This window comes from Marivita hallyeonensis, assembly GCF_900129875.1.
GTDB classification, from domain to species: domain Bacteria; phylum Pseudomonadota; class Alphaproteobacteria; order Rhodobacterales; family Rhodobacteraceae; genus Marivita; species Marivita hallyeonensis.
In genome coordinates, this window is sequence record NZ_FQXC01000005.1 from 88,486 (window position 1) to 113,494 (window position 25,009).

A 25,009-nucleotide genomic window follows, 5' to 3' on the forward strand; every position below is an offset into this window, starting at 1 on the left:
TCCTGCTAGATCGAACCCGCGTGGCAATGACTGCCGCGCGGGTTTTTTCACGCGAAAGGTCGATGCAGCCAAATCCAAATTGTGCAGATCTCTGTCTCACCATTTCTGGGGAGGGGAAATCAGGGAATTTTGTCAAATATGTGTACATGCTATGGTTGTATTAACGATCTATTAACCATCTGGAGGTGACGCTTATATGGGACATGATTGGATCATAGATGTGTTGACCGACCTCAAGACATTCGCATCGGCGAATGGTCTCGAAGCCCTGGCAGATAAGCTGGACGATACCCAGCTCGTTGCGCAGGCAGAGCTTGTGTCACACGGTAAAGGGACAGACCGTGGGATTCTTACAGAAAGTACCGCAATTGGACGACGTGATCGCGCGGTTGGAATGCGCGGATCGTCTTGATGAATTGCAAAGCGCAATCGAATGGCTGCGCGATCACTACGCCATCGAAGACATGGTGTATCACTGGGTTTCGAGCAACGGTGAACAATACGGTTGCGGAACTTACGACCCGAAATGGGTCGTGCGATACCTAGAAAAGGGATATCTGCGGATCGATCCGGTTGTCATCGGGTGTTACCAGCGGTTCCATCCGGTAGACTGGAAACGCCTCGACTGGTCCAGCAAAGCCGCCCGCGCGTTTCAGAAAGACGCGGCTGACCACGGGATTGGCAACCAGGGGTTCTCCATCCCGATCCGTGGGCCGAACGGTCAATTCGCCCTTTTCACCGTTTCGCATACCTGCGGCGATGAGGAGTGGGACAGTTTCACCGAATTGAACCGTCGCGACCTGATCCTGTACGCGCATTACTTCAATCAAACCGCCCTGCGGCTTGAGCCGGGCCGGAAGCCCGAACCGACGCAGCAACTGTCGCCGCGTGAGGTGGAAACGATGACATTGCTTGCGGTCGGGTACAGCCGTGCCCAGGTGGCGGATACGCTGAATATCTCGGAGCATACGTTGCGGGTTTATATCGAAAGCGCGCGCTTCAAGCTTGGCGCGCTGAACACGACGCATGCCGTGGCGCGCGCCATGTCGCGCGGGCAGATTGTGGTGTGATGTGCTTCGGGGCGGCGGGCGCGCATTACGTGCGCAACACCCGCAGCGCGGTAAGGCAGGATATCGTTTACCACTGAGCCTCAGCTTGGCCTCCAGCAACGGAGGACGCGCTGATGATTCGATACCTGTATGCCGACCAACTGACGAAGTTTCCGAGACTTGCCCGCACGATGTTCGAAGACCGCGCCGATCAGTTCAAGACGCGGCTGGGCTGGGAGGTCGAGGTCGACGCGGCGGGGCAGGAGCGCGACATCTACGACACGCTCAATCCGCTCTACGTGATCTGGGAGAGGGCGGATGGCACGCATGGCGGGTCGATGCGGTTTTTGCCGACAACCGGGCGCACCATGGTGAACGAGCATTTCCTCGATTCGACCGGGGGCGTCGCCTTCCAAAGCCCGTTCATCTGGGAATGCACACGGTTCTGCCTCTCGCGCAACACAGAGCCGGGCACCGCAGCGGCGCTGATGTTGGCCGGGGGCGAGATCATGGAGGGCTTCGGCATCAAGCATTTCGTCGGTGTCTTCGACGCACGCATGGTGCGCATTTACAACCGGATCGGGGCGGCGCCCGAAGTCCTGGGGACGACCGGGTTCGGCAGGCAGGCGATCAGCGTCGGTTTGTGGGAGTTTTCCGAGGCGGCGCAACGACGTGTGGCGCGGGTTGCGGGCGTGTCATTGGAGGCGTCAAGACGATGGTTCGAGGCATCGTTCGGAGACGCGCAGCGATTGCCCGAAACAAGCGTCGCCTGACGCTGGCACCTCTCGGCCCGGGCGGATAGGGTCCGGGCATGACCACCGCATTGACCTATTCCGACGACCAGGCCGAAGCGCATGACCGCGTGTCGGACATGCTGCGCGAGGCGGGGATCGATCTGGATGAGGGGCTTTTGCTGCCGCCGCGAGACGGCAAAACGAAGATCATGGCGATCACGGGCAAGGCCGGATCGGGCAAGACGCTTTTGCTGGCGGAACTGTTCAAGGCATTACAGGCGGCGGGCGTTGATGTGGTCTCGGGCGATTACGAGGGGCGGCGGCGCAAAGATCGTCGGACGCTGGCGATCCTTGCGCCGACCAACAAGGCGGCGAGTGTCCTTAGGATGCGCGGTGTGCCGGCGACGACCATTCACCGCATCCTCTACACGCCGGTCTACGATCCCGAATACGAACGGATCGCGGAATGGCTGATGGGGCAGGGGGATCAGCCCGAGATCGAAGGGCTGACCGAGGTCGGGCTGGAGCGGGCGAAGGCATCCTACGAGGCGCATAAGTCCATCCCGGCGGCATTGGCGGCGGCAGGGTTGCGCGGGTCGGACTTCATCACCGGGTGGAAGCGGCGGGAAGACCCGCTCGACATCGGGTTCATCGACGAGGCGTCGATGTTGGACGAACGGCAGGTGGAGGATCTGCGCGAGATCTTCCCGAACCTGCTATTGTTCGGAGACCCGGCGCAGCTTGCTCCTGTCAATCAGTCCGGCAAGATGGTGTTCGAAACGCTGGCCGAGAGCCAGATCGTCAACCTGAACCGCATTCACCGGCAGGACGCGGATAACCCGATCCTCGATCTGGCTCATGCCCTGGCAGATCCGGACCTGGGTTTCGAGGATTTCGAGCGCATGGTGGAGGACACGGCGCGTCGCGATGATCGCGTTGTCTGGGGCCAGCGGGTCGAGGTTGACCTGATGGCACGGTCTCCGGTTCTGGTCTGGCGGAACGCAACGCGCATTCGGCTGATCCACGCTTTCCGGTCGGTACATGGTGCGCCGGAAGAAGCGCTGCTGGAGGGCGAGCCGTTGATCTGCGACGGGATCGAATTGCCGCTCAAGCATCGCAAGAAGCGGTTGGACCTTGAGGCGCGCGGGCTTATAAAAGGGGCGCAGGTGATCTATCTCGGACCGGGGCGCAAGCCCGGGTTTTCGCGCCTGCACGTGATGGGCGCCGAAGACCCGCAGGTGTCAGCGGCGTCGATCGTGAAGATCGAAAAGCCCGACGAGGAAGAGCCGTTCATTCCTTTCGCAGCCCGCATGGGGGCGACGTTCCTGCATGGCGCGGCGGTGACGATCCACAAGGCGCAAGGGTCGCAATGGGACGAGGTTCAGGTGTTCGCGCCTGATCTTTATGCGGCGGCCCGGATGGGGCGGGTCGAAGCGGGTCAGCCGCTCTGGAAACGGCTGGCCTATGTCGCGATCACACGGGCGTCAGAGCGGTTGCACTGGGTGGTGCGGAACCGGTTGTCGAAACCGTCCGGGCCATTGCAGATCGACGATCTGCGCGCGGCTCCGGCTGCGCCATTGGCGCTCGAGGTCGAAGCGGAGTTCTAGCGACTTGGGTCGGACATGGGTGTCCGACCTACAGCTTGACGATCTGTTTTCCGGTGTTGCCGCCCTTCAGCATTGCGATGAAGGCGTAGGGCGCGTTTTCCAATCCTTCGGCCACGTCTTCGAGATAGGCGATCTCGCCCGCCGCAACCTTGGGGCCGACATCGGCGAGGAACGCGGGATACTGATCCCAGTGGTCGAAGATGATGAAGCCGGAGACCTGTAGCCGCTTCACGAGGATACTGCGCCACATCGCGGGCAGCTGGTTGGTGTCCTCGACATTCGCGCCGCCGTACCACGCGATCATCCCGCACACCGGGATGCGTCCGTGCACGTTCATCAATGGCATGACGGCATCGAGCACCTTGCCGCCCACGTTCTCCCAATAGATGTCGACGCCGTCTGGCGCGGCCTCTGCGATGGTCTTGCGCAACGATCGCGCATCGTCATGCGCACGGTGGTCGATGGCGGCGTCAAAGCCGAACGTGTCCGTGGCAAGCGCGCACTTCTCAGGTCCACCCGCAATGGCGACTGTGCGAAGGCCCACCGCCTTGGCAAGTTGACCGACCATCGACCCGACCGGGCCCGTTGCGGCCGCGACCACCAGCGTCTCGCCCGCCTTGGGTTGACCGAATCTGTGCAACCCGACCCAGCCGGTCAGGCCTGGCATGCCCAGAACGCCAAGAGCCGTCGAAGGCGGTAGAGTGCCGTCGAGTTTGTGAAGCTCGGACGCAGGCAGGCAAGCATGGCTGGCCCACCCGGTCATGCCGGTGACCATGTCACCTTTGGTGAACCCGTCCGCCTTGCTGGCGATCACACGTCCGACGCCCTGACCGGTCATCGTGCCGCCGATATCAACCGAGGGTGCGTAGCTTTTCGCGTCATCCATGCGTCCGCGCATGTACGGATCGAGCGAGAGGTGGGTGACTTCGATCAGCACCTCGCCTTCTGCAGGTTCGGGACGCGCCTCTGTCACCAATTTGAAATCGTCGGGAACGGGGGCGCCAGAGGGGCGTCGGGCGAGCGTGATGCGGGACATTTGGTCGGACATGAAAAACCTCTGCGCGGTTTGCGGTTGCGTGTGTCGGGTTCGCGCCTAGTGTATCGGGACAAGGGATGCAGAAGGCAAGGGAGGGCCGGATGCTGGGACAGATGATGAATCGCCCGTTATCGGTGATTGAGATCCTGAAATACGGGGCGGAAATTCATGCAGATGCAGAGATCGTTTCGGTGCGGACCGAAGGTGATCTGCACCGTCAGAGCTATCGTGAAACATATGCGCGGACAGGCAAGCTGGCCCATGCGCTGAAGGCGCTGGGGGTCGGGCATGGTGACCGGGTGGCGACGCTGGCCTGGAACGGGTATCGCCATTTCGAGCTGTACTACGCGATTTCCGGGATGGGCGCGGTCTGCCACACGATCAACCCGCGCCTGTCGGCGGGACAGATGATCTACATCCTGAGCCACGCCGATGATCGGGTGCTCTTCACCGATGTGACCTTCATTCCAATCCTCGAGGCGTTGCAGGATCAATTGCCGTCAGATTTGCAGATCGTGGCGATGACGGATGCCGCGCATATGCCGGACACAACGCTGGATGTCCTGTGTTACGAAGACCTTCTTGCACCGCAGGACACAGACTATGACTGGCCCGAGTTGCCGGAGGAAACGGCGGCCGGGCTGTGTTACACGTCCGGCACGACCGGCCATCCGAAGGGATCGCTCTACTCTCATCGGTCGACGGTCTTGCACGCCTTGTTTGTGGCCGTCACCATCCCACGGTCGCTGCACGAAGGCGCGCGTCTTTTGCCCGTGGTGCCGATGTTCCACGTCAATTCCTGGGGCATGCCCTATGCCGCGCCGATTGTCGGGGCGTCCTTGATCATGCCGGGCGGAAAACTGGACGGCCCGTCGCTTTACGATCTCATGGAGAACGAGAAGGTCACGGCAAGCTGGGGTGTGCCGACCGTCTGGCTTGGCCTGCGCGCCGAGATCGACGCGCGGGGCAAACCGCCTTCTGCACTGGATCAGGTCGTGATTGGTGGCTCTGCCGCGCCGCGCAGCATGATCGAGTTCTTTGAGAAGATGGATATCGACGTCTGCCACGCCTGGGGCATGACCGAGATGAGCCCGGTAGGAACAACCGGTCAGTTGCCGGTCACGATGCAGGACAAGCCATTTGAAGATCGCATGGCGCTGAAATCGCTTCAGGGTCGGCGGATGTTCGGCGTTGATCTGAAGATCGTTGGCGACGATGGACAGCGCCTGCCGCATGACGGAGAGGCCGTTGGTGAGCTTTACGTGCGCGGCAACGGTGTTGTCGCTGGGTATTTCGACAATGACGAGGCGACGAAGGGTGCTGTCGATGCCGAGGGTTGGTTCGGCACAGGTGACGTGGCGAGCATTTCGCCGGACGGGTATCTGAGCATTCAGGACCGGTCGAAGGACCTGATCAAGTCGGGCGGCGAGTGGATCAGCTCCATTGATTTGGAGAATGTCGCGATGTCCCATCCCGACGTGGCTAATTGTGCGGTGATCGCGATTGCGCATCCGAAATGGGACGAGCGCCCCGTATTGGTGGTCGTTGGTAAGGACGGGAAGCATCCGCCGCTGGAGGAATTCCACACCCTCATGGAGCCGCATTTCGCGAAGTGGCAGTTGCCGGATGATGTGCTTTATGTCGATGCCCTGCCGCTGACGGCGACGGGCAAGGTATCGAAACTGACCCTGCGAAAGCAGTTTGCGGATTACACGCTGCCCGATGTCGGCTGATGCCTTGCGAAACATGCCGATGTCCTATTCGCGCTGGTACGAGATGAGCCAGACGCGGATCGACGCCTTTGCCGGCGTGACCGAGGATTGGCAGCATATCCATCTCGACGTCGCGCGGATGGCGCCGCAAGGCGGGACGATGGCGCACGGATTTCTGACCCTGTCGATGCTGTCGGCCATGTCCTACGATGTGCAACCCGATGTGCCGGGATTGGTGCAAAGCCTGAACTACGGGTTCGACCGTATTCGGTTCGTCTCTCCGGTGCGGGCCGGACAGCAGATCCGAGGGCGGTTCGAGGTCGGTGACGTGACCGAGAAGCCGGGACGCTATGACGTTGTTTGGGACGTCGCGGTCGAGATCGACGGGGTCGACAAACCCGCGCTTGTTGCGAAGTGGATCAATGTGTTCGAGGTGAACGGCTGAGTGCTACTCTGCCGCGTCGCGGATCGCCTTGATGTTTTCGCCGTACGGCGCCGGGTTCGACACGGAGCCGCCCTTGAACGCGGCGGAGCCTGCCACCAGAACGTCCGCCCCGGCGGCCCGGACCAGCGGTGCGGTGGTTGGATCGACGCCACCGTCGATTTCGATATGGATCTCTCGGTCCCCGATCATCTCGCGCAGTTCGGTCACTTTCTGCACGCAGGAATGAATGAACTTCTGACCACCAAACCCGGGGTTCACGGTCATCACGCAGATCAGATCGACCAGATCAAGCACCGGGGCCGCGGCTTCGGCCGGGGTGCCGGGGTTTAGCGCCAGCCCGGCCTTAGCACCGGTCGCGCGGATTGCCTGAAGGGTGCGGTGGATGTGCGGGCCCGCCTCCAGGTGTGCCGTAATCACGTCCGCGCCGGCGTCGGCGAAGGCCTGAATATACGGATCGACCGGGGCAATCATCAGGTGCACATCCATGACTGTCTTGATATGCGGGCGGATCGCGGCACACATCGCCGGACCGAAAGTGATGTTCGGCACGTAGTGCCCGTCCATCACGTCGACATGGATCCAGTCCGCGCCCTGCGCCTCGACCGCTTCGATCTCGGCCCCGAAATTGGCGAAATCGGCGGCGAGGATGGAGGGGGCGATTTTTACCGAACGGTCAAATTTCATGGGGCAGCTCCTTTGGCCAAAGCCCTTAGTAGCCTGCGTCGCGATCCACAAGGTACAAGAACGGCTCACCGGCTTCGCCTCGACGGATGTTCTCGGCAATGGCACGGGCCGCGCTGGGTGGACGCGTCTCGGACGCGATATGCGGGGTGACCGTGACCTTCGGATGGGACCAGTAGGGGTGGTCCTTGGGCAGCGGTTCTTGCCGGAACACATCAAGCGTCGCGTGGGCAATGTGTCCGCTGTCGAGTGCCGCAAGAAGCGCGTCGTCGTCGATCAGCGGACCGCGGCCCGGATTGATGATGAACGCGCCCTTTGGCAGCATTGCGAGTGTGTCCGCATTCAGCGTGTTCTCGGTTGCTTGTGTGCTGGGCAGAAGCAGGATCAGGATTTGCGACTGACGTAACACGCGTTCCAGACCGTCCTGCCCCGTTTCGCAGGGGATGCCGTCCACCGATTTGGGGCTGCGTGCCCAGCCGGTGACCGGGAAGCCGAGACGACGGAGGGCCTGACCACAGGCGGAGCCGAGCTCTCCCAGTCCCAGGATACCGACGGGGCGGTCGGCCGATACGGGCGGCGCATCGGCATTCCAGACGTGATTCGGGTTCACAATATGCGCGTCCATTCCGAGGTGGTGGCGCAGCGTGTGACCTGTAACCCATTCAACCATGCCTTGCGTAAGACCCTCTTCATCGACCATCCGGGCGTAAGGGACCGTGAGTGTCGGGTTGCCAACGGCGTCTTCGACACCGGCCCAAAGGTTCAGGACGGCTTTCAGGCGGGTATAAGGCGTGAAATCCTGTACGTGCGAGTTCGGCGCGTAGACGATGTAGTCCACATCTTCGGGTGGACATTCCGTTGCCAGAGCGTAATCGATACCGATGTCGTCAAGCGCCGTGCGCAAGGGCGCCTCGTATTGCGCCCAGCGGGATTTGTGGGCCGCGAACAGGACATTGACGGGCATGGTTTACCTCGGGCGGTGGATATGTGCGCTCTGTACCAGCCCGAACGCAATCATCAAGACCAGCATGGCCGATCCACCGTAGCTCACCAGCGGCAGAGGCACACCGACGACCGGTGCAAGTCCCATGACCATCGACATGTTGACGGCGAAGAACAGGAAGAATGTCACGCCGATCCCGAGGATCAGAAGCGAGGAGTATCGGTCGCGGTTCTGAAGTGCGGAGACAATGCAGAAGATGAGGATCAGCACGTACAGGATCAGCAGAGACATGCCACCGATGAAGCCGAACTCTTCGGCCAGCGTGTTGAAGATGAAGTCGGTGTGTTTTTCCGGCAGGAAGTTGAGCCGCGATTGCGTGCCTTGCATGAAGCCCCGCCCGGTCCAGCCGCCGGAGCCCATGGCGATCTTGGCTTGAGTGATGTGATAGCCCGCGCCCAAGGGATCGGAGCTTGGGTCGAGAAAGGTATCGATGCGTCGAAACTGGTAGTCTTTGAGCAACTGCCAATCCGTACCGCGGCTCAGGAAGACCGTGTAGATGCCGCCGATCCCTGCCGCCAAGAGCGTGGCGAAATACGCCCAGTGCACACCAGCCAGAAACATCATCAACCCGCCGCCCGCGACGAGCAGGATCGCAGTGCCGAGGTCGGGTTGGGTCAGGACAAGGAAGGTTGGCAGCAGGATGATGAACACCGGCACCAGCACCCAGAACGGGTGTGAGACCCGCTTCATCGGCAACCAGTCGTAATAACCGGCAAGAACCATCACCATCGCGATCTTCATCAGTTCCGACGGCTGCAGTCGCATGAACCCGAGGTCGATCCAGCGTTGGGCGCCCATACCGACGGAGCCGAAAAACTCGACAGCGATCAAAAGCGCAAGCGCCACGAGGTAGGCCATCACGGACATATTGCGCCAGAACCAGATCGGCACCATCGCGACAATGAACATGAGCGCGAGGCCAAGCGCGAAGCGTTTCAATTGCGGCTCGGCCCAGGGGGTCATGGAGCCACCGGCGACCGAATAGAGCATGAGGATGCCGACGCCAGTGATCGCGGTCAGAAGGACGACCAGCGGCCAGTTGATGAAGAGCATCTTGCGCCAGCCCGCCGGGACGGTTTTGACGGTATATTCAAGATAACTCATGCGCGGCCGCGTCCGTCGGTGTCATTGGCTCGCAAAACCTGTTGCAGACGCTCCTGCTGTTCGCGAATGCGGTCGCGGTCCTTCGCTGGGTAGGCTTCAAGTGGGGGATCATCCCCGAACAAGGCTTGCAGGGTGACGTCCCGCCCGATGGGCGCTGCCGCGCGCGACCCGCCTCCGCCGTGTTCGACCACGACCGACACAGCGATCCGCGGATTGTCGAACGGCGCGTAATTCACGAACAGTGCGTGGTCGCGTCGGTTCCATGGCAGATCTTCGTTGCGCGTCACACCGCGTGCGCGTTCGGCGGCAGTGATGTTGCGAACCTGGCTGGTGCCGGTCTTGCCTGCCATGCGCACCGCGTCGTCGATGATACGCGAGCCATAGGCGGTCCCGCGCCTGTTGTTGGACACGGCGTACATGGCGCGGCGGATCTGGCGCAGGTGGTTTTCGTTGAAGCCTAGGCTCTCACCGCCCCGGAGCGCCTTTTCCACACCATCGACACTGCGGACAAGGCGCGGCTCGACCGCGGTGCCGGTGGCGAGCCGGGCCGTCATCACGGCCAGTTGCAGCGGCGAAGACAGAACGTAGCCTTGTCCAATAGATGCGTTGACCGTATCGCCGATGCGCCAGTCCGCATCGCGTTCGGCACGCTTCCATTCCTTGTTGGGGATCAACCCTTGCGTAACCGCCGACATGCCGATCGGAAACACCTGACCGAGCCCGAGGCGCTTTGCGGTCGCCGCGATACGGTCGATGCCGACTTTCAGGGCGAGATCGTAGTAGTAGACGTCGCAGCTTTCGCGCAAAGACAGTTCGAGGTTCATGTGCCCGTGACCGGCGCGTTTCCAGCAGTGGAATCGGCGGCCGCCGACCTCCATGTGGCCGGGGCACCAGACGGTTTCGTCGGGCGCGACCAGACCCGCATCCATCGCGGCGAGTGCGGTCACCATCTTGAAGGTCGATCCCGGTGGATAGGCGTCCTGCACGGTTTTCGAGGCAAGCGGACGGTGATCATTGTCGCGCAATTCGCCGAAATCAGCGACCGAGATGCCGCGCACGAATTTGTTCGGGTCGTACGACGGGGACGACGCGATGCCCAGAAGGTCGCCATTCTGAACGTCCATCACAACGACGGATGCGCTTTCCTCGCCAAGGCGGGCCTGAATGTAGCTTTGCAGCTTGCTGTCGACGGTAAGCTGAAGATCGGCACCCGGTGTGCCTTCACGCCGGTCGAGTTCGCGCATAACGCGGCCGACGGCGTTGACCTCGACGCGCTTCGCGCCGGCACGCCCGCGCAGGTCTTCTTCGTGTCGTGCCTCGATCCCGACCTTGCCGATCTGGAAGCGCGGGATGCGCAGAACCGGGTCCGGCGTTTCGTACCGCGCGAGATCGCGTTCGCTGACCGGGCCAACATAGCCCACGACATGGGCAAAGTCGCCGCGACGGGGGTAGAAGCGGGACAGGCCGACCTCTGGTGTGACACCGGGTAGGGCGGGGGCGTTGACCGCGACGCGGCTGATGTCCTCCCACGTAACGCGTTCGGCCACAGTGACGGGTAGGAACGGCGCGCTGCGCTCCATTTCGGCCAGAGCGCGGTTCAATTCGTCTTCGTCCAGTTCAACCAGCGAGGACAGTCGCAGGATCACGTCATCGACGTTTCCGGCGTCCTCGCGCACGATGGTGATCCGGTAGGACGGTTCGTTCGCCGCCAGGATCGCGCCGTTGCGGTCGAAAATCTGACCACGGGTGGGCGGGATCAGGCGGATATTGATGCGGTTTTCTTCGGCGAGCAGGCGGAATTCATCGGCCTGATCGACCTGCAGGTGCTGCATGCGAAGGCCAAGCGCACCGGCAAACGCCAATTGTACGCCGCCGAGGATCACACCCCGTCGCGAGATTTTGCGGATGCTTTCCGCGGTATCTTTCGGTGCCCTCCTCATAGCCCGCGTCCCAACCGATCCACATCACCGGGGGCGCTCCGGCGCACCCCGAACACGAAGTAGGACACTCCGACAACCAGCGGGTAGACCGCGATGGTCATGGCCACCTGAATAAGGCTCAGCGTGAGTGTGCCCGGGGCCAGAATAAGGACCATCATCACCGCCCGGTAGAGGAGCGTAATCACAATCAGGGTACCGGCAAAGGTCAGCCATTCAAGCGCAAAGGTCGTTTCGCGCTGACGGCGTTCGCGGGATTTGAGCCATTCTGCTGCGCAGAGGACCAGCACGGACCAAAGACCCGGCGGGCGCTGTAGCAGGAAATCCGCAATCAGCATGACGAGCGCGATCAGCACGATGGGCACGTAATCCGGTCGGCGCACCGCCCAGGCAAAGACCATGGCCGTCAGGACGTCTGGTCCGGCCCAGCGGCTGGGTGCGGCGTCGAGCGGCAAGAGGTGAAAGAACAGGATCACGAGAGCCGTGAATGCGAAGGCAGCGCGCATGCCCCAGAGTTGCAGGAGGTTCTGGTCCATTACTGGCTGACCTCGGTGTCCGGCGTGGCGGTTTGACTCGGTGGTGCTTCCGGCAGGATCAGCGCCGACGGATTAGATACACGGCGCGCTCCGTGGTCGCGGAGGACGCGCAGGAATTCCAGCCGTTCATAATCTGCCGCAAGCCGTGTGCGCAGGCGTCCGCCGGGGTCTTGTGCGACCTGACCAATCAGAAGTCCCGGTGGGAAGACGTCTCCGTCCCCGGAAGTCACGATCCGGTCGCCGGGACGCACCTGATCGGGATCTTCAAGGAAGTCGATTGGCGGTGCAGAGGTGTTGTCGCCGACGATCAGTGCGCGTTGGCCCGAGGGTTGGATGGTTGCCGGAATGCGGCTGGTGGCATCGGTCAGCAGGATCACGCGGCTGGTATTTGCGCCAACACCAGAGATGCGGCCGACGAGCCCGGTGCCATCCATTGTTGCCCATCCGTCAACAATCCCGTCGCGCGACCCGACATTGATCAAAACGGATTGACGGAAGGGAGAGCCGGAATCGGCAAGGACAACCCCGGTAATATAGGTCAGGCGCGGGTCAAGGCGCACGTTGTTCAGGTCCCGTAGCTTGGCGTTTTCCTGTTCCAGCTGAAGCGCGGCTTCCTTCCAAGCGGTCATTTGGCGCAGTTCGCGGCGCAATTCCTGGTTCTGCTCGTAGATCCGCTGGTAGCTTTGGAAATCTCGAACGATGTTCACGGTGGCGGTGACGGGGGCCATCGCCCAGTCGAAGCTGGGCATCACGGTGTCGATCACTGCCGCGCGGAAGCGTTCGACCCGGGGGCTATCGATGCGCCACAGGAAGAACAGGCCAAGCAGGCACATCACCATGATCGCCAAGAGCAAGCGCCTTAGCGGTGTGGTGTAGTCTTCGCTATTGGATCTGTCCTTTGCCAAAGATCCCCCTTCCCGAAAGGGTGATGGGTTCAGCTATCGTAGTCAATCGCGTGGCGCAGCTGTTTTTCGTATTCGAGCGCTTTGCCGGTACCGAGCGCCACGCAGTTGAGGCTCTCATCGGCGATAGACACGGCAAGACCCGTCTGTTCGCGCAATGCGAGGTCCAAATCGCCCAAAAGCGCGCCACCGCCGGTGAGCATCACGCCCCGGTCGACGATGTCGGCGGCGAGGTCAGGCGGTGTGGCTTCAAGCGCCGTCATCACCGCCTCGCAGATCGCCTGCACCGGCTCGGACAGCGCCTCTGCCACCTGCGCCTGGCTGATTTCGGTCTCCTTGGGCACACCGTTCAAAAGGTCACGACCCCGGATCTGCATTGAGGACCCGCGCCCGTCATCCGGCATGCGTGCTGTTCCGATGGAGGTCTTGATGCGCTCGGCCGTGGATTCACCGACCAGCAAGTTCTGTTGGCGGCGCAGATAGTTGATGATGGCTTCGTCCATCCGGTCGCCACCGACACGCACGGAGCGGGCGTAAACGATATCGCCAAGCGACAGAACGGCCACTTCCGTGGTGCCGCCGCCGATATCGACGACCATGTTGCCCGTAGGGTCGGTGATTGGCATGCCCGCGCCAATGGCCGCCGCGATGGGCTCGGCAATCAGGCCCGCCTTGCGCGCGCCCGCTGACAGCACAGATTGCCGGATCGCCCGTTTTTCAACCGGGGTTGCCCCGTGCGGCACACAAACGATGATCTTGGGTTTGGAGAAGGTCGACCGCTTGTGCACTTTGCGGATGAAGTGCTTGATCATTTCCTCGGCAACATCGAAGTCGGCGATCACGCCTTCGCGCATGGGGCGAATGGCCTCGATCGAGCCCGGCGTCCGGCCCAGCATGAGCTTTGCGTCTTCGCCAACGGCGAGGACTTTCTTTTGTCCGTCCTTGATGTGATAGGCGACCACGGAGGGTTCGGACAGGACAACGCCGCGCCCCTTCACGTAGACGAGCGTGTTGGCTGTCCCAAGGTCGATGGCCATGTCCGATGAAAACATGCCCAGCAATTTGTCCAGTCCCAGCATTTTGCGTCCCGCCCCAAGCCAATATGTCTTAGGCCCGCGACTCTATCGGGTCGCAGGCCGAGGGTCTTATAGGCTTGGTTTCGCAGGTGCGAAAGGGCCTCTGGACGCATTGCTGGCATGAATTTGCCGCGTGTTTCGCAACGTCGCTCTGGCGCAGATTTTCCTTGGCCTCTTGGTTTTGACCGCGCCGGAGGTCGGGTGTCTTATTGTGTCACGCGAGCTCGAGGAAGAAGGGATGTCTCCGGGGCCAGATGCCCGGCAGCGGAGGCCATCTGCACAACTGCACCTTCAGTGGCAATCGCCGCCTCGATGGCTGGCTCTGCCTGGGGCGCAATCAGCATCTGAAGGCTCTTGGCGTGCTCTTCGATGCCGAGTTTTTCAATCGCACCAGTGTTTTGCGCCCATTCGAGCCCGGCGGTCAGACCGGTCTTAGCAGTTTCAAGTGCAACTTCGGTCGCGGCCTGCACGTCGTCGCCGTAGCGGTCCGTCAGCGATGCCACGTAGCGTTCCATTGTGTAGTCGGGTTCCGGCGTCAGGCGGGCTGCTTCAGCCTCTCGGGTGAAGTCCCAAACGCCGATCACCGCCACGGTTCCAAGGGCGTAGAACGTGAATTTGACGAGTGTTCCGAACAGTTTACCAAGCATGGGGAGCCTCATTTCGCTTTGCGTCAATTCTTGGTTTCGAACGAGGCGCGCATGCGTCGTAACTTTGCCATTTTCGCGGCATCTTGCACATTTCAATGGTAGAAAAAGAGACGATCTTGGGCATGTCTGACGACTGTTTCCGTTGATTGCCCAACACCGGTAAGCGGTCACTTCGCACCTTGGTGAATGACCCGCCATTTTCGCAGCATTGCCAAAACCTCGCCCTGATTTGCGATCAGCATGTTGCCGTTTGGTAAGGAGATTTCCGATGTGGGTTTTGCGGGCTTTGTCGATTGCATTCTTTGTAGTCGGTATCGGACTTCTGGTGGCCGTCTGGGATTATTGGACCCAGATGGAACGGGCAGAGGGTGAGTTCGACACCCGCGTTTATGTCACCACAGTGATGGATCGCTTCGGCGACATGGGTGGCGCGATGACGGTCGCCCTGAGCCGGTCGCAACTGGTATTGATCGCTTTGCCAGATGCCCCGGAAGGGTGGACGGCAGAAGCTTATATTGACACGGATGATAACGAGCTCTTCAGCACGTCACAGTGGAACGCAAGCGACGAAATCCTCGATGCCGCTATTGGTCATATGGAGCCGGAGTTGCAGCGCTTGTCGCAAACGGATCACGCGATTTTCAACGCCTACCTGCGCAACACGACACGGACCTACAGGCTGGGAGACAGCCGTATTGACCTCTATGTGACCGATCCCGACAAGCCGGTCGCACACCCGGTCTGGCAGCGCTACGATCAGGCCATCACGAACCATTTCGACAGTATCTCTGACACAATGCCGTTCGGCATGATGCAGGGCATCGAGTGGGTGGAGCATGTAAGCGCGTTGGAACGGGCCAGCAACGGACCGCTTCCGCACGAATTGCGGGCCTTTGTCGGGTATATCGGGGATGTGCGTCTCGACCTTATCACGCGGGCGAGTGACGATGCGCTGAATGCGTTTCTGAACACAACTGACTGGTCGGAATTGCGAGACCTGTCCGCCGCGTCGGCACCAAAGCAAGTGGCCGTGGTCCAACAATCTGGCGATGTTTCGTCATCCGTGACCCCACGCGCCCGTTCCGAGGACTGACGACGCGTTTCAAGTCACCGTTTCAACGGCGCGTCGTTTTCCTGCTGCAACGGGTCGGGAAGGTTTCGCGCGGCGTGCAGGGGCAGGGTATTCACTTGGGCAAACGCCTTGGAGTGAAGACCCATGAAAACGCATGTCAAAGCTTTGGTTGTCGGTGGCGGTGCCGTTGGCACGTCGATTGCCTATCACCTCGCGCGGGCGGGCTGGGACGACGTAATGCTGCTGGAGCGTGACGAGCTCACGTCGGGCTCGACCTGGCATGCGGCGGGTTTGCTGCCCTACTTCAACATGTCCTACGCGACGACGCATATCCACGACTATTCGATCAAGTTCTACAAGACGCTTGAAGAGGAAACGGGGCTGAACGCCGGTTTTTCGGTCGTCGGCAACCTGCGCATGGCGCAAAGCCAGGCGCGGATGGACGAATACATGCTCTACGCCACGACGGCCGAGACCTGTGATGTGCCGTACGAGTGGCTCTCGCCCGCGCAGATCAAGGAGCGGTATCCTCTGGTGCGGACGGAAGACCTCGTCGGCGCGATCTATCATCCGACGGATGGCTACATCAATCCGGCCGATGTGACGATGGCGATGGCCAAGGGCGCGCGGCAGCGAGGTGTCGTGATCGAACGCAAGTGGCAAGTGGATTCGTATCACTGGACCGGCGACCACTGGGATGTCACCGTGACCAAGATGGTCGAGAAGGGCGGCAACCTTGTGCCGTCTGATGAGCAGACGGTGATCCACGCCCAACATGTCGTCACAGCAACCGGAAACCACGCGCAGCGCACGGCGCAGCTTTTGGGGATCAAGATCCCGGCGATCCCGGTGGAACACCAGTATATCGTGACAGAGCCCGACCCGGCTCTGGTGGAATGGCGGAAGGCAGGTAACCCGGAACATCCGGTCCTGCGTGATGCCGATGCCAAGTGGTATGTGCGCGAGGAACGCGGTGGCTGGATTCTTGGCCCCTATGAGCGCAATGCGCCCGCGCGGTTCGAATATGGTGTGCCGGACAGTTTCCGGGCCGACCTGTTCCCACTCGATCTGGAGCGGATCGAGGAAGAGTACATGAGCATGATCCACCGTATCCCGACATCGGAAACGGTGGGGCTGAAAGACGATTTCAACGGTCCGATTTGCTACACGCCGGATGGCAACCCGCTTCTTGGGCCTGCGCCGGGCTTGCAGAACATGTGGCTAGCCGAGGGCTTTTCCTTCGGCATCACGGCGGCGGGTGGCACAGGGTACTACCTTGCGCAATTGATGGTGAACGGTGAGGCCGAGATCGACATGGCGTCGCTTGACCCCAAGCGTTACGGGTCGTGGATGACCACCGAATACGCCGCGCGGAAGAACGAAGAGGCGTATGAGCACGTCTATATCCTGCACCACCCGGATGAAGAACGCCCCGCCTGTCGTCCGCTTCGTACGGCGCCAGCGTACGATCGGCAAAAGGCGCTGGGCGCGCAGTTTGGCTGCGTGAACGGATGGGAACGGCCGAACTATTACGGGCCTCTGGAAGTAGGTGAAACTTTCGATCACGACGCACGGTCGTTCCGGCGCGGGGGATGGTGGCAATATGCGGTCAAGGAGGCCAAGGCGATCCGGGAAGGTGTTGGCCTGATTGACGCCACCGCCTTTGCCAAGCACCGCATCAGCGGTCCGGGTGCGACGGCGTTTCTGGATTGGTTCACCACCAACAAGCTGCCCAAAGTCGGGCGCATCAACCTGACCTATGCGTTGACTTCGCACGGCACGACGCGGACGGAGTACACGATCGTGCGGGTGGCCGAGGATGATTATTACCTTGTCAGCGCAGGAGGTTGGCACGCCTATGACGAGGATTTCCTCTACAAGGCGATCATGGAAAAGGAAGCCGAGTTCGGGCGCATCAACGAAGAGGATGTGACCACGAAATGGGGTGTGTTCGCCATCGCCGGTCCGAAATCGCGGGATGTCCTGAACGAGTTGGTCAAGGATGCCGATCCGTCGACGGTGCTCGGTAACAAGCGCTTCCCGTGGCTGTCGATGCGCGAGATTGAACTGGGCATGTGCCCGGTGCGGGCGATCCGTGTGGCCTATACCGGTGAGTTGGGTTGGGAATTGCACCATCCCATCGAGATGCAAAACTACCTTTGGGACCAGTTAATGGCGGCCGGGGCGAAGCACGGGATGAAGCTCGTAGGGGCGCGCGCGCAAAACTGGTTGCGGCAGGAAAAATCCTACCGTGCTTTCGGCACCGAACTGGGCCGGGATGCGACGCCGCTGGAGGCGGATCTGCCTCGGTTTGTGGACCTATCCAAGGACTTCTACGGAAAGGCGGCGCTGGAGAAGACCGGTGTTCGGGTCAAGTGCTGCACGCTGTTGATTGACGGGCCGGACGATGCCGATCCGTGGGGACGCGAGGCGCTCTATGACGGAGAGGTACGCGTCGGGCGTTTGACGTCTGGCGGCTACTCGGTGGCCTTCGGAAAGTCGATTGGCATTGGCTACGTGACGCCCGATCTGGCTGTGCCGGGGACCAAGCTGAAGGTGAAGATGTTCGATCAGCTTTGGGATGCCGAAGTTGTCGAGGACAGCCCGTACGATCCCAAGAACGAGCGTATCCGGATCGACGGCTGAAGCATCGGTTCCCAAGAGCGCCGGACGTCACAAGGATGACGATCCGGCGATCTAGAACTTCGCGCATCCCGTGAAGCCTTCGGCTTTGAGGAAATCCTCGAAGTCGACATCGGTCGCGCTGTTGATCTTCAGATTGAGGTTCAGCGAAGCGGCGAGAATGCGGTCTTGGTCGTATTCATCGTCGCAGCGGTACTGGGTGGACCAGTCGCTCCAACGCACGTCGAACACCATGCGTTGATCGCTTTGACGGTAGAAATAGCCACGAACAGTGTCTTTCGGAACGACATAGCGTCCGTTGACGACGATCATCTCGGCCACGGCGCCGGTTGCCGTGATCGAAGTCAGGAGCGCCAAGGCAAGCGTGCGTCGTTTCATGTCCGGCCACCCGTGAAACCCGTTCGATTATCTCGATCACGATGCACGGTGGCTGCCGCCGTGGCAATTTTGAAGTTTATGACCCGGCAAGTAATCGCTGTAGGTCGGTTCGGCTGACGGTTGTGGGCAACAGAAGATGCCCCGCCGAAGCGGGGCTCAACACTGTCTGCGACGGTTGGGGTTACCCCAGAAGCCGTCGCGCGATGACCTGAGCCTGAATCTCGGCGGCACCCTCAAAGATGTTCAGGATCCGCGCGTCACACAGGATGCGGCTGATCTTGTATTCAAGCGCAAACCCGTTGCCACCGTGGATTTGCAGCGCGTTGTCGGCGGCGGCCCAAGCGACGCGCGCGCCAAGCAGCTTGGCCATGCCAGCCTCGAGGTCGCAGCGACGGCCTTCATCCTTTTCGCGAGCCGAGAAGTAGGTGAGCTGGCGCGCGATCATGATCTCGACTGCCATCATCGCCAGTTTCGACGCGACGCGCGGGAAGTGGATGAGCGCCTTGCCAAACTGCTTGCGGTCCTGCGCGTAGGCCATGCCTTCGTCCAGCGCGGATTGTGCCACACCAATGGCGCGGGCGGCGGTCTGGATGCGGGCGCTTTCGAAGGTCTCCATCAGCTGTTTGAAGCCTTTGCCCTCTTCCATGCCCAAGAGGTTCTCACCCTTCACTTTGAAATCGTCAAAGTTAACGGTGTATTCCTTCATGCCGCGATAGCCGAGCACCTCGATCTCTCCGCCCGAGATGCCGGGGTCCTGCCACGGCGCCTCGTCGGTGCCCGGCGTTTTCTCTGCCATGAACATCGACAGGCCTTTGTAGTTGTCGGTGTCGGGCACGGTGCGGGCGAGGACGGTCATCACATGGGTGCGCGCGGCGTGGGTGATCCACGTCTTGTTGCCATTGATGATCCAGTCACCGTTTTCGTCTTTCACAGCCTTCGTGCGGAGCGAGCCGAGGTCGGAGCCCGTGTTCGGTTCCGTGAACACGGCGGTCGGAAGGATTTCGCCGGACGCGAGACCCGGGAGCCACTTTTCTTTTTGCTCATCCGTGCCGCCAGCGATCACCAACTCCGCCGCGATCTCGGACCGGGTGCCGAGCGAGCCGACGCCGATGTAACCCCGAGATAGTTCTTCCGAAACGACGCACATGGAATTCTTCGTTAGACCAAAACCGCCATGCTCCTCGGGGATGGTCAGGCCGAAGACACCCATTTCGGCCAACTCGTCGATGATTTCCATCGGGATGAGTTCATCCTTAAGGTGCCATTCGTGGGCGTAGGGTTCGACCTTGTCGACCGAGAAGCGGCGGAACTGTTCGCGGATCATGTCAAGCTCGTCATCAAGGCCGCACGCCCCGACGGTCAATTCAGCGCTGCGTTCCTGCATCAATTCTACGAGGCGGACCCGTGCGGCCTGCGTGTTGCCTTCTTGCGTGAGACGCATGACTTCGGGCGCCATCAGTGCGCGCATGTCGTCCTGGCCCAGCCCGATATCCTGCAGGCGTACGATTTCGCCCTGATTCATCTGGATGCCGCCATAGATCTGCCAGAGGTATTCGCCAAAGGCGATTTGGTGGATCAGCTGCTCGACCTCGCCGAATTTGCCATCGGCCTGCAGACGTTCGGCCCAGCCCTGCATCTGGCGGAGCGATTCGACATACGTGGCAAGCCATGCCAGGCCATGCGCCGCAGTCTGATTGTCCTCGATCAGCGCGCCAGAGACGCGGCCATCGGCCTCGACCATCTCCCGGACGCGGGTCGTCGCAAGCTCAAGCACCTTGTTGGCCGGATCAACGGCGGCCGCGGTCAGCGTCAGCAGATCGGGCAGAATGATGTCCGTGGTCAGGGTGAGGTCTTGTCCGTCGTGGGCCATGAATCGCATCCTTTTCAGCTTTGCGCTTGAATAGGCACTTTGCAGGTGCAGCGCAACAAAAATACCAAGTCGGCGCCGGATTTGTTCAAAAATTGCGCCTTGAAATGCTGCGTCGCGGCGTTAGGGGCGGCGCTGCACACAAAAAAACCGGGTACAGCACATATGGCGCACCCGGTTTCAAAGTATATTGGACGTGCTGACGCAGCAGTTCAGCCGATGGCAGCGGCCTTCACGTCGTCATCGATAAACGGCACGTACTGCGCGAAATTGTCCGCGAACATCTGCACCAGCTTTTGCGCCTGAGCATCGTAGGCGTCCTTGTCGTTCCACGTGCGGCGCGGATCGAGCAGCATATCCGTCACGCCTTCGACGCGCACCGGAACTTCGAAGCCGAAATTCGGGTCCTTGCGGAACTCGGCCTCGGCCAGGCTACCATCGAGTGCGGCGGTCAGCAGGGCGCGCGTGGCCTTGATCGGCATTCTCTGCCCTTGGCCATAGGCGCCACCTGTCCAGCCGGTATTCACCAGCCAGCAAGTTGCGCCATGCGAGGCGATTTTTTCTCGAAGCAGGTTGCCGTAGACTTCAGGGCGGCGCGGCATGAAAGGCGCGCCAAAGCAGGTCGAGAATGTGGGTTCAGGTTCGGTGACACCACGCTCTGTCCCGGCCACCTTGGAGGTAAAGCCCGACAGGAAGTGATACATCGCTTGCGCCGGTGTCAGGCGCGAAATCGGAGGAAGAACACCAAATGCGTCACAGGTCAGCATGATGATGTTTTTTGGGTGCCCACCCAGCGCAGTGGAAGACGCGTTCGAAATGTAATCGAGCGGGTAAGCACAGCGCATGTTGGCAGTGAGGCTGTCATCCTGAAAGTCGAGCTCGAACGTTTCCGGATCAAAGACCATGTTTTCGATCACCGTGCCGAACTTGGTCGTCGTGGCGTAAATCTCCGGCTCTGCCTCGGCGCTCAGGTTGATCGTCTTGGCGTAGCAGCCGCCTTCGAAGTTGAAGGTGCCACGGTCGGACCAGCCGTGTTCGTCGTCGCCGATCAACACGCGGTTCGGATCGGCGGACAGTGTCGTTTTGCCGGTACCCGACAGACCAAAGAAGATGGCGGTATCGACCGGGTTGCCGACGGCGTGGTTGGCCGAGCAATGCATCGGCATGATGCCCTTGTCCGGCAACAGGTAATTCAGCAGCGAGAAGATCGATTTCTTGTTTTCACCCGCGTATTCCGTGCCACCAATCAGGATCAGCTTCCTGTCGAAGTTCATTGCGATCACGGTTTCGGACCGGCAGTCGTGCCGCTTCGGGTCTGCCTGGAAGGACGGGCAGTTGATGACCGTGAAGTCGGCCTGGAAGGTGTCGAGGTCCTCGCGATCGGGACGGCGCATCATGTGGCGGATGAACAGGTTGTGCCACGCGAGCTCCTGAACGAAGCGCACGTCGATGGAATGCTTCGGGTCTGCCCCGCCGGTCAGATCCTGAACGAAGTATTCGCGACCCTTCATGTGATCGAGCATGTCGGCGTACAGCGCGTCGAACCCTTCGGGTGACATTTCGGCGTTGTTTTCCCACCAGATCGTATCGGCAACGCTGTCCGTCTTGACGACGTGCTTGTCCTTGGGAGAGCGGCCGGTGAACTTGCCGGTGGTGACAAGGAAGGCTCCGCCGTTGCCCAATGTGCCTTCGCCGCGTTTCAGTGCGGCCTCGATCAGCGCCGGCTCTGTGAGGTTGTAATAGACATTGCCGAGCCCGTTGATCTGCTGATCTTCAAGTCGGAATTCCGGGTTCACCCGTCCAAATGTCATTTGCCAAGCTCCTGTAGCCGCGCCCAGTGCGGCGGTGGTAGATTGGGCCGCAAAACAAAGCGCCCACCCGTCAACATCGCGTCGAAGGTGCTCGGGTCTTAACACGCACATTCCAAAGCTGAACAGGACGCAAACGCGCAGTTAGCGCAACCAAATCGGGTTTAGCGCAACCATGGCGATGTCCCGCCGGACAAGGTGATGCAAATTAGCCATTCGTAAGGACTTTTCGGTCTGAATAGGGCGGTGAGACCAAAGTGATTCGCAAAATTGGATTGGCGCAAAGGGAAAAAAGACGCATAATGGCGGAAAAAAGATAAATGAGAGCAGAACAAGGAACACAATCCATGTCGAAAATCGCCCTTGTGGACGATGACAGGAATATCCTGACATCCGTTGCGATCACCCTTGAGGCAGAGGGGTTCGAGGTCGAAACATATAATGATGGGCAGGCCGCGCTGGATGCCTTCAACAAGAAGATGCCGGATATGGCCGTCTTTGACATCAAGATGCCAAGGATGGATGGCATGGACCTGCTACAGCGGGTGCGCCAAAAGTCGAAAATGCCAGTCATTTTCCTCACCTCCAAAGATGACGAAATCGACGAGGTTCTCGGACTGCGCATGGGGGCAGATGACTACGTCAAAAAGCCGTTTTCCCAGCGCCTTCTGGTGGAGCGTATTCGTGCGCTTCTGCGTCGGCAGGATGCCGTTGCAGGTGACGCCGCAGGCGGAGAGGTCGAAGAGGCCAAGCTCATGGTGCGCGGTGATCTGACGATGGATCCGTTGCGCCATTCGGTGTCCTGGAAAGGCCAGGATGTGTCGCTGACCGTCACCGAATTCCTTTTGCTGCAGGCGCTTGCCCAACGCCCCGGTTTCGTGAAGTCGCGGGATCAGCTGATGGATGTCGCCTACGACGATCAGGTCTATGTCGATGATCGCACGATCGATAGTCATATCAAGCGCTTGCGCAAGAAGATGCGCACGGTCGATAATGAATTCTCGGCTATCGAAACGCTCTACGGGATCGGGTACCGTTACAACGAAGAGTGACCATGGCTTTGGTTGAAGGCGCCAACACCGGAAACTCCGGCGGGCGCAAAGATGCAGATGTGGTGCTCGGGGACGACTGGGTCGCCCCCGACAAAACCGTTGAGTCCGAAGTTCGCGACAGTCGCGAAAGGCGGGGGCTATTTTCGCTCAATCGGTCACCGCTGACACGCAAGATCATCACGTTCAACCTTGTCGCCCTCAACTTTCTGGTTGCGGGCATTCTCTTTTTGAATTCGTCGCGCGACACGCTGGCTGAGCAGAAGGCGAATGCTGTCCGCGTCGAAGCGGAACTGATCGCGGACGTGTTCGAGGCAGAGGCATCCGGGATCAATACCGTCAACCTTGGGACCGGTCAGGGCGTCGATGTGGCCAGAACCCTGAATGAAATCGAGGTGCGCCCTGGGCTGCGTGTTTTCGTGTTCGATTCCGCCCGGTTCCTTGTGGGCGATATCGATGGCGGCACGGCGGGATTTGCCGATCTGGGCGGTGCAGAGCGCCCCACCGTCATTTCTGATTTCCTGTTGACCGTCTGGACCGGCGTCTCCTCCATCTTCCGCCCCGAAGTTGGAGGCGAAGATCTGACACTGGAGGACGGTCTACGCCGGCAAATCGAGGAAACAGACCCATCCGTGACGCGGGTGGACCGGAGCGAAGGTCCCAGCGGTGAGACCATCTTTACCGCCTTGAGCCCGATCGAGGTCGACAGCGGCGTCGCAGGGACGATTGCGCTTGTCAGTTTTGCGCCGGAAATCGATGCCGCGGTGCGGCTGGAACGCGAGAACGTCCTGCAGATGTTCGTGATCGCGACGCTCGTATCGATCGGTCTTAGCCTTGTGCTAGCCTCGACAATCACTAACCCGATTTCGAACCTCGCTGACGCGGCCGAAGTGGGTCGCGAACGGAACCGCCGGAACGTCGCTTCCGGGCGGATCCGCATCCCGGACCTTACGGCTCGCCCGGATGAGATCGGTCGTCTGTCCGGCGCGTTGCGCGGCATGGTTGCGGCGCTTTACGACCGGATCGATGCAAATGAACAGTTCGCGGCGGACGTGGCCCACGAAATCAAGAACCCGCTGGCCTCCTTGCGCTCTGCCGTTGGGACTTTGCGGCTTGCCAAGCGGCCGGACCAGGTGAACCGCCTTCTTGACGTGATTGACCACGACGTGCGCCGGTTGGACCGGCTGGTCAGCGACATCTCGAACGCTTCCCGCCTCGATAGCGAACTGGTGAAAGAGGAAGAGGCAGAGTTCAACCTTCTGGACATGCTCGCAAATCTTGCGCAGTTCCTCGGCGAAGATGCCAAGCGGCAGGGGATCGAATTCATCTCTGACTTGCCGCCGCGCGCAATCATGGTGCACGGGCTTGAGGCACGTCTGGCGCAGGTTTTTGTCAACCTGATCACCAATGCGATCAGCTTTTGTGAAGACGGTGATGCGATCCGCCTTTGGGCTCGCAGGCGCGAAAACCGTGTTCTGATCGTGGTTGAAGATACGGGTCCCGGTATCCCGGATGAGGCACTGACGAAGATCTTCAAACGCTTCTATTCCCAGCGGCCGGAAAACGACTTCGGCAACAATTCCGGGCTTGGCCTCGCCATCTCCAAGCAAATCGTCGAGGCGCATGGCGGGGTGATCTGGGCCGAAAACATTCGCCCGACCGAAGCTGATGCCACATCCGAACCTCTCGGCGCGCGATTTGTGGTCGGCTTGCCGCTCTAGCC

General features: G+C 60.6%; 21 protein-coding genes. 9 read left to right on the plus strand and 12 right to left on the minus strand.

Features of this window, described 5'->3' with window-relative positions:
- The first annotated feature begins 341 nt into the window (after nucleotides 1-341).
- The 3 genes from BUA42_RS16605 to BUA42_RS16615 all read left to right on the plus strand — a co-directional run bounded on the left by BUA42_RS16605 (nucleotide 342) and on the right by BUA42_RS16615 (nucleotide 3,390).
- The gene (locus BUA42_RS16605; RefSeq protein WP_072779455.1) at nucleotides 342-1,070 is read left to right on the plus strand and encodes a helix-turn-helix transcriptional regulator; all 729 of its coding nucleotides are present in this window, start codon (nucleotides 342-344) and stop codon (nucleotides 1,068-1,070) included.
- Between the two features lie 113 nt (nucleotides 1,071-1,183).
- A complete protein-coding gene (locus BUA42_RS16610) occupies nucleotides 1,184-1,822 on the plus strand; it encodes an acyl-homoserine-lactone synthase (RefSeq protein WP_072779456.1) in 639 nt (212 codons plus the stop codon).
- 38 nt (nucleotides 1,823-1,860) lie between these two features.
- Nucleotides 1,861-3,390 carry an ATP-dependent DNA helicase gene (locus tag BUA42_RS16615; RefSeq protein WP_072779457.1) on the plus strand — a complete coding sequence of 510 codons (1,530 nt, stop codon included), beginning with the start codon at nucleotides 1,861-1,863 and terminating at the stop codon, nucleotides 3,388-3,390.
- Between the two features lie 28 nt (nucleotides 3,391-3,418).
- On the opposite strand, the gene BUA42_RS16620 is transcribed toward BUA42_RS16615, so the two are convergent.
- The gene (locus BUA42_RS16620) at nucleotides 3,419-4,438 is read right to left on the minus strand and encodes an NADP-dependent oxidoreductase (RefSeq protein WP_072779458.1); all 1,020 of its coding nucleotides are present in this window, start codon (nucleotides 4,436-4,438) and stop codon (nucleotides 3,419-3,421) included.
- An 89-nt stretch (nucleotides 4,439-4,527) separates the two neighbouring features.
- On the opposite strand from BUA42_RS16620, the gene BUA42_RS16625 reads away from it, so the two are divergent.
- Complete coding sequence (locus BUA42_RS16625; RefSeq protein WP_072779459.1) at nucleotides 4,528-6,159, plus strand: long-chain-fatty-acid--CoA ligase; 1,632 nt, start codon at nucleotides 4,528-4,530, stop codon at nucleotides 6,157-6,159.
- The gene (locus BUA42_RS16630; RefSeq protein ID WP_072779460.1) at nucleotides 6,149-6,583 is read left to right on the plus strand and encodes a MaoC family dehydratase; all 435 of its coding nucleotides are present in this window, start codon (nucleotides 6,149-6,151) and stop codon (nucleotides 6,581-6,583) included. The genes BUA42_RS16625 and BUA42_RS16630 overlap by 11 nt, the downstream gene beginning before the upstream one ends.
- Before the next feature lie 3 nt (nucleotides 6,584-6,586).
- On the opposite strand, the gene rpe is transcribed toward BUA42_RS16630, so the two are convergent.
- The 8 genes from rpe to BUA42_RS16670 form a co-directional block, all read right to left on the minus strand.
- Nucleotides 6,587-7,267, minus strand: a complete 681-nt coding sequence (gene rpe / locus BUA42_RS16635; RefSeq protein WP_072779461.1) for a ribulose-phosphate 3-epimerase — start codon at nucleotides 7,265-7,267, stop codon at nucleotides 6,587-6,589.
- 25 nt (nucleotides 7,268-7,292) lie between these two features.
- The gene (locus tag BUA42_RS16640) at nucleotides 7,293-8,228 is read right to left on the minus strand and encodes a 2-hydroxyacid dehydrogenase (RefSeq protein ID WP_072779462.1); all 936 of its coding nucleotides are present in this window, start codon (nucleotides 8,226-8,228) and stop codon (nucleotides 7,293-7,295) included.
- A gap of 3 nt (nucleotides 8,229-8,231) precedes the next feature.
- A complete protein-coding gene (gene rodA / locus BUA42_RS16645) occupies nucleotides 8,232-9,371 on the minus strand; it encodes a rod shape-determining protein RodA (protein WP_072779463.1) in 1,140 nt (379 codons plus the stop codon).
- Nucleotides 9,368-11,311, minus strand: a complete 1,944-nt coding sequence (mrdA, locus tag BUA42_RS16650) for a penicillin-binding protein 2 (protein ID WP_072779464.1) — start codon at nucleotides 11,309-11,311, stop codon at nucleotides 9,368-9,370. Before mrdA ends, rodA begins: the two co-directional genes overlap by 4 nt.
- Nucleotides 11,308-11,844 (minus strand): rod shape-determining protein MreD, encoded by a 537-nt coding sequence (locus BUA42_RS16655; RefSeq protein ID WP_072779465.1) that lies wholly within the window; start codon nucleotides 11,842-11,844, stop codon nucleotides 11,308-11,310. The genes mrdA and BUA42_RS16655 overlap by 4 nt, the downstream gene beginning before the upstream one ends.
- Nucleotides 11,844-12,749 (minus strand): rod shape-determining protein MreC, encoded by a 906-nt coding sequence (mreC, locus tag BUA42_RS16660; protein ID WP_072779466.1) that lies wholly within the window; start codon nucleotides 12,747-12,749, stop codon nucleotides 11,844-11,846. The genes BUA42_RS16655 and mreC overlap by 1 nt, the downstream gene beginning before the upstream one ends.
- A 29-nt stretch (nucleotides 12,750-12,778) precedes the next feature.
- A complete protein-coding gene (locus tag BUA42_RS16665) occupies nucleotides 12,779-13,825 on the minus strand; it encodes a rod shape-determining protein (RefSeq protein WP_072779467.1) in 1,047 nt (348 codons plus the stop codon).
- A 203-nt stretch (nucleotides 13,826-14,028) separates the two neighbouring features.
- Nucleotides 14,029-14,469: a hypothetical protein gene (locus BUA42_RS16670; RefSeq protein ID WP_072779468.1), complete on the minus strand. Its 441-nt coding sequence runs from the start codon at nucleotides 14,467-14,469 to the stop codon at nucleotides 14,029-14,031.
- 268 nt (nucleotides 14,470-14,737) lie between these two features.
- Between BUA42_RS16670 and BUA42_RS16675 the strand changes: the two genes are divergently transcribed.
- Complete coding sequence (locus BUA42_RS16675; protein ID WP_072779469.1) at nucleotides 14,738-15,562, plus strand: hypothetical protein; 825 nt, start codon at nucleotides 14,738-14,740, stop codon at nucleotides 15,560-15,562.
- 123 nt (nucleotides 15,563-15,685) lie between these two features.
- Nucleotides 15,686-18,187, plus strand: a complete 2,502-nt coding sequence (locus BUA42_RS16680; protein ID WP_072779470.1) for a GcvT family protein — start codon at nucleotides 15,686-15,688, stop codon at nucleotides 18,185-18,187.
- 51 nt (nucleotides 18,188-18,238) lie between these two features.
- Here BUA42_RS16680 and BUA42_RS16685 read toward each other — a convergent pair whose 3' ends face one another.
- From BUA42_RS16685 to BUA42_RS16695, 3 genes are all read right to left on the minus strand, one after another.
- Complete coding sequence (locus BUA42_RS16685) at nucleotides 18,239-18,562, minus strand: hypothetical protein (protein WP_072779471.1); 324 nt, start codon at nucleotides 18,560-18,562, stop codon at nucleotides 18,239-18,241.
- A gap of 181 nt (nucleotides 18,563-18,743) precedes the next feature.
- Entirely contained in the window at nucleotides 18,744-20,432 is a 1,689-nt protein-coding gene (locus BUA42_RS16690; protein ID WP_072779472.1) for an acyl-CoA dehydrogenase family protein, read from the minus strand.
- A gap of 209 nt (nucleotides 20,433-20,641) precedes the next feature.
- Nucleotides 20,642-22,240, minus strand: coding sequence for a phosphoenolpyruvate carboxykinase (locus BUA42_RS16695; RefSeq protein ID WP_072779473.1), 1,599 nt, complete (start codon nucleotides 22,238-22,240; stop codon nucleotides 20,642-20,644).
- Between the two features lie 344 nt (nucleotides 22,241-22,584).
- Here BUA42_RS16695 and BUA42_RS16700 point away from each other — a divergent pair, with 344 nt between their 5' ends.
- Nucleotides 22,585-23,289 (plus strand): response regulator transcription factor, encoded by a 705-nt coding sequence (locus BUA42_RS16700; protein WP_072779474.1) that lies wholly within the window; start codon nucleotides 22,585-22,587, stop codon nucleotides 23,287-23,289.
- Between the two features lie 2 nt (nucleotides 23,290-23,291).
- Nucleotides 23,292-25,007, plus strand: a complete 1,716-nt coding sequence (locus BUA42_RS16705) for a sensor histidine kinase (RefSeq protein ID WP_072779475.1) — start codon at nucleotides 23,292-23,294, stop codon at nucleotides 25,005-25,007.
- Nucleotides 25,008-25,009 lie beyond the last annotated feature (2 nt).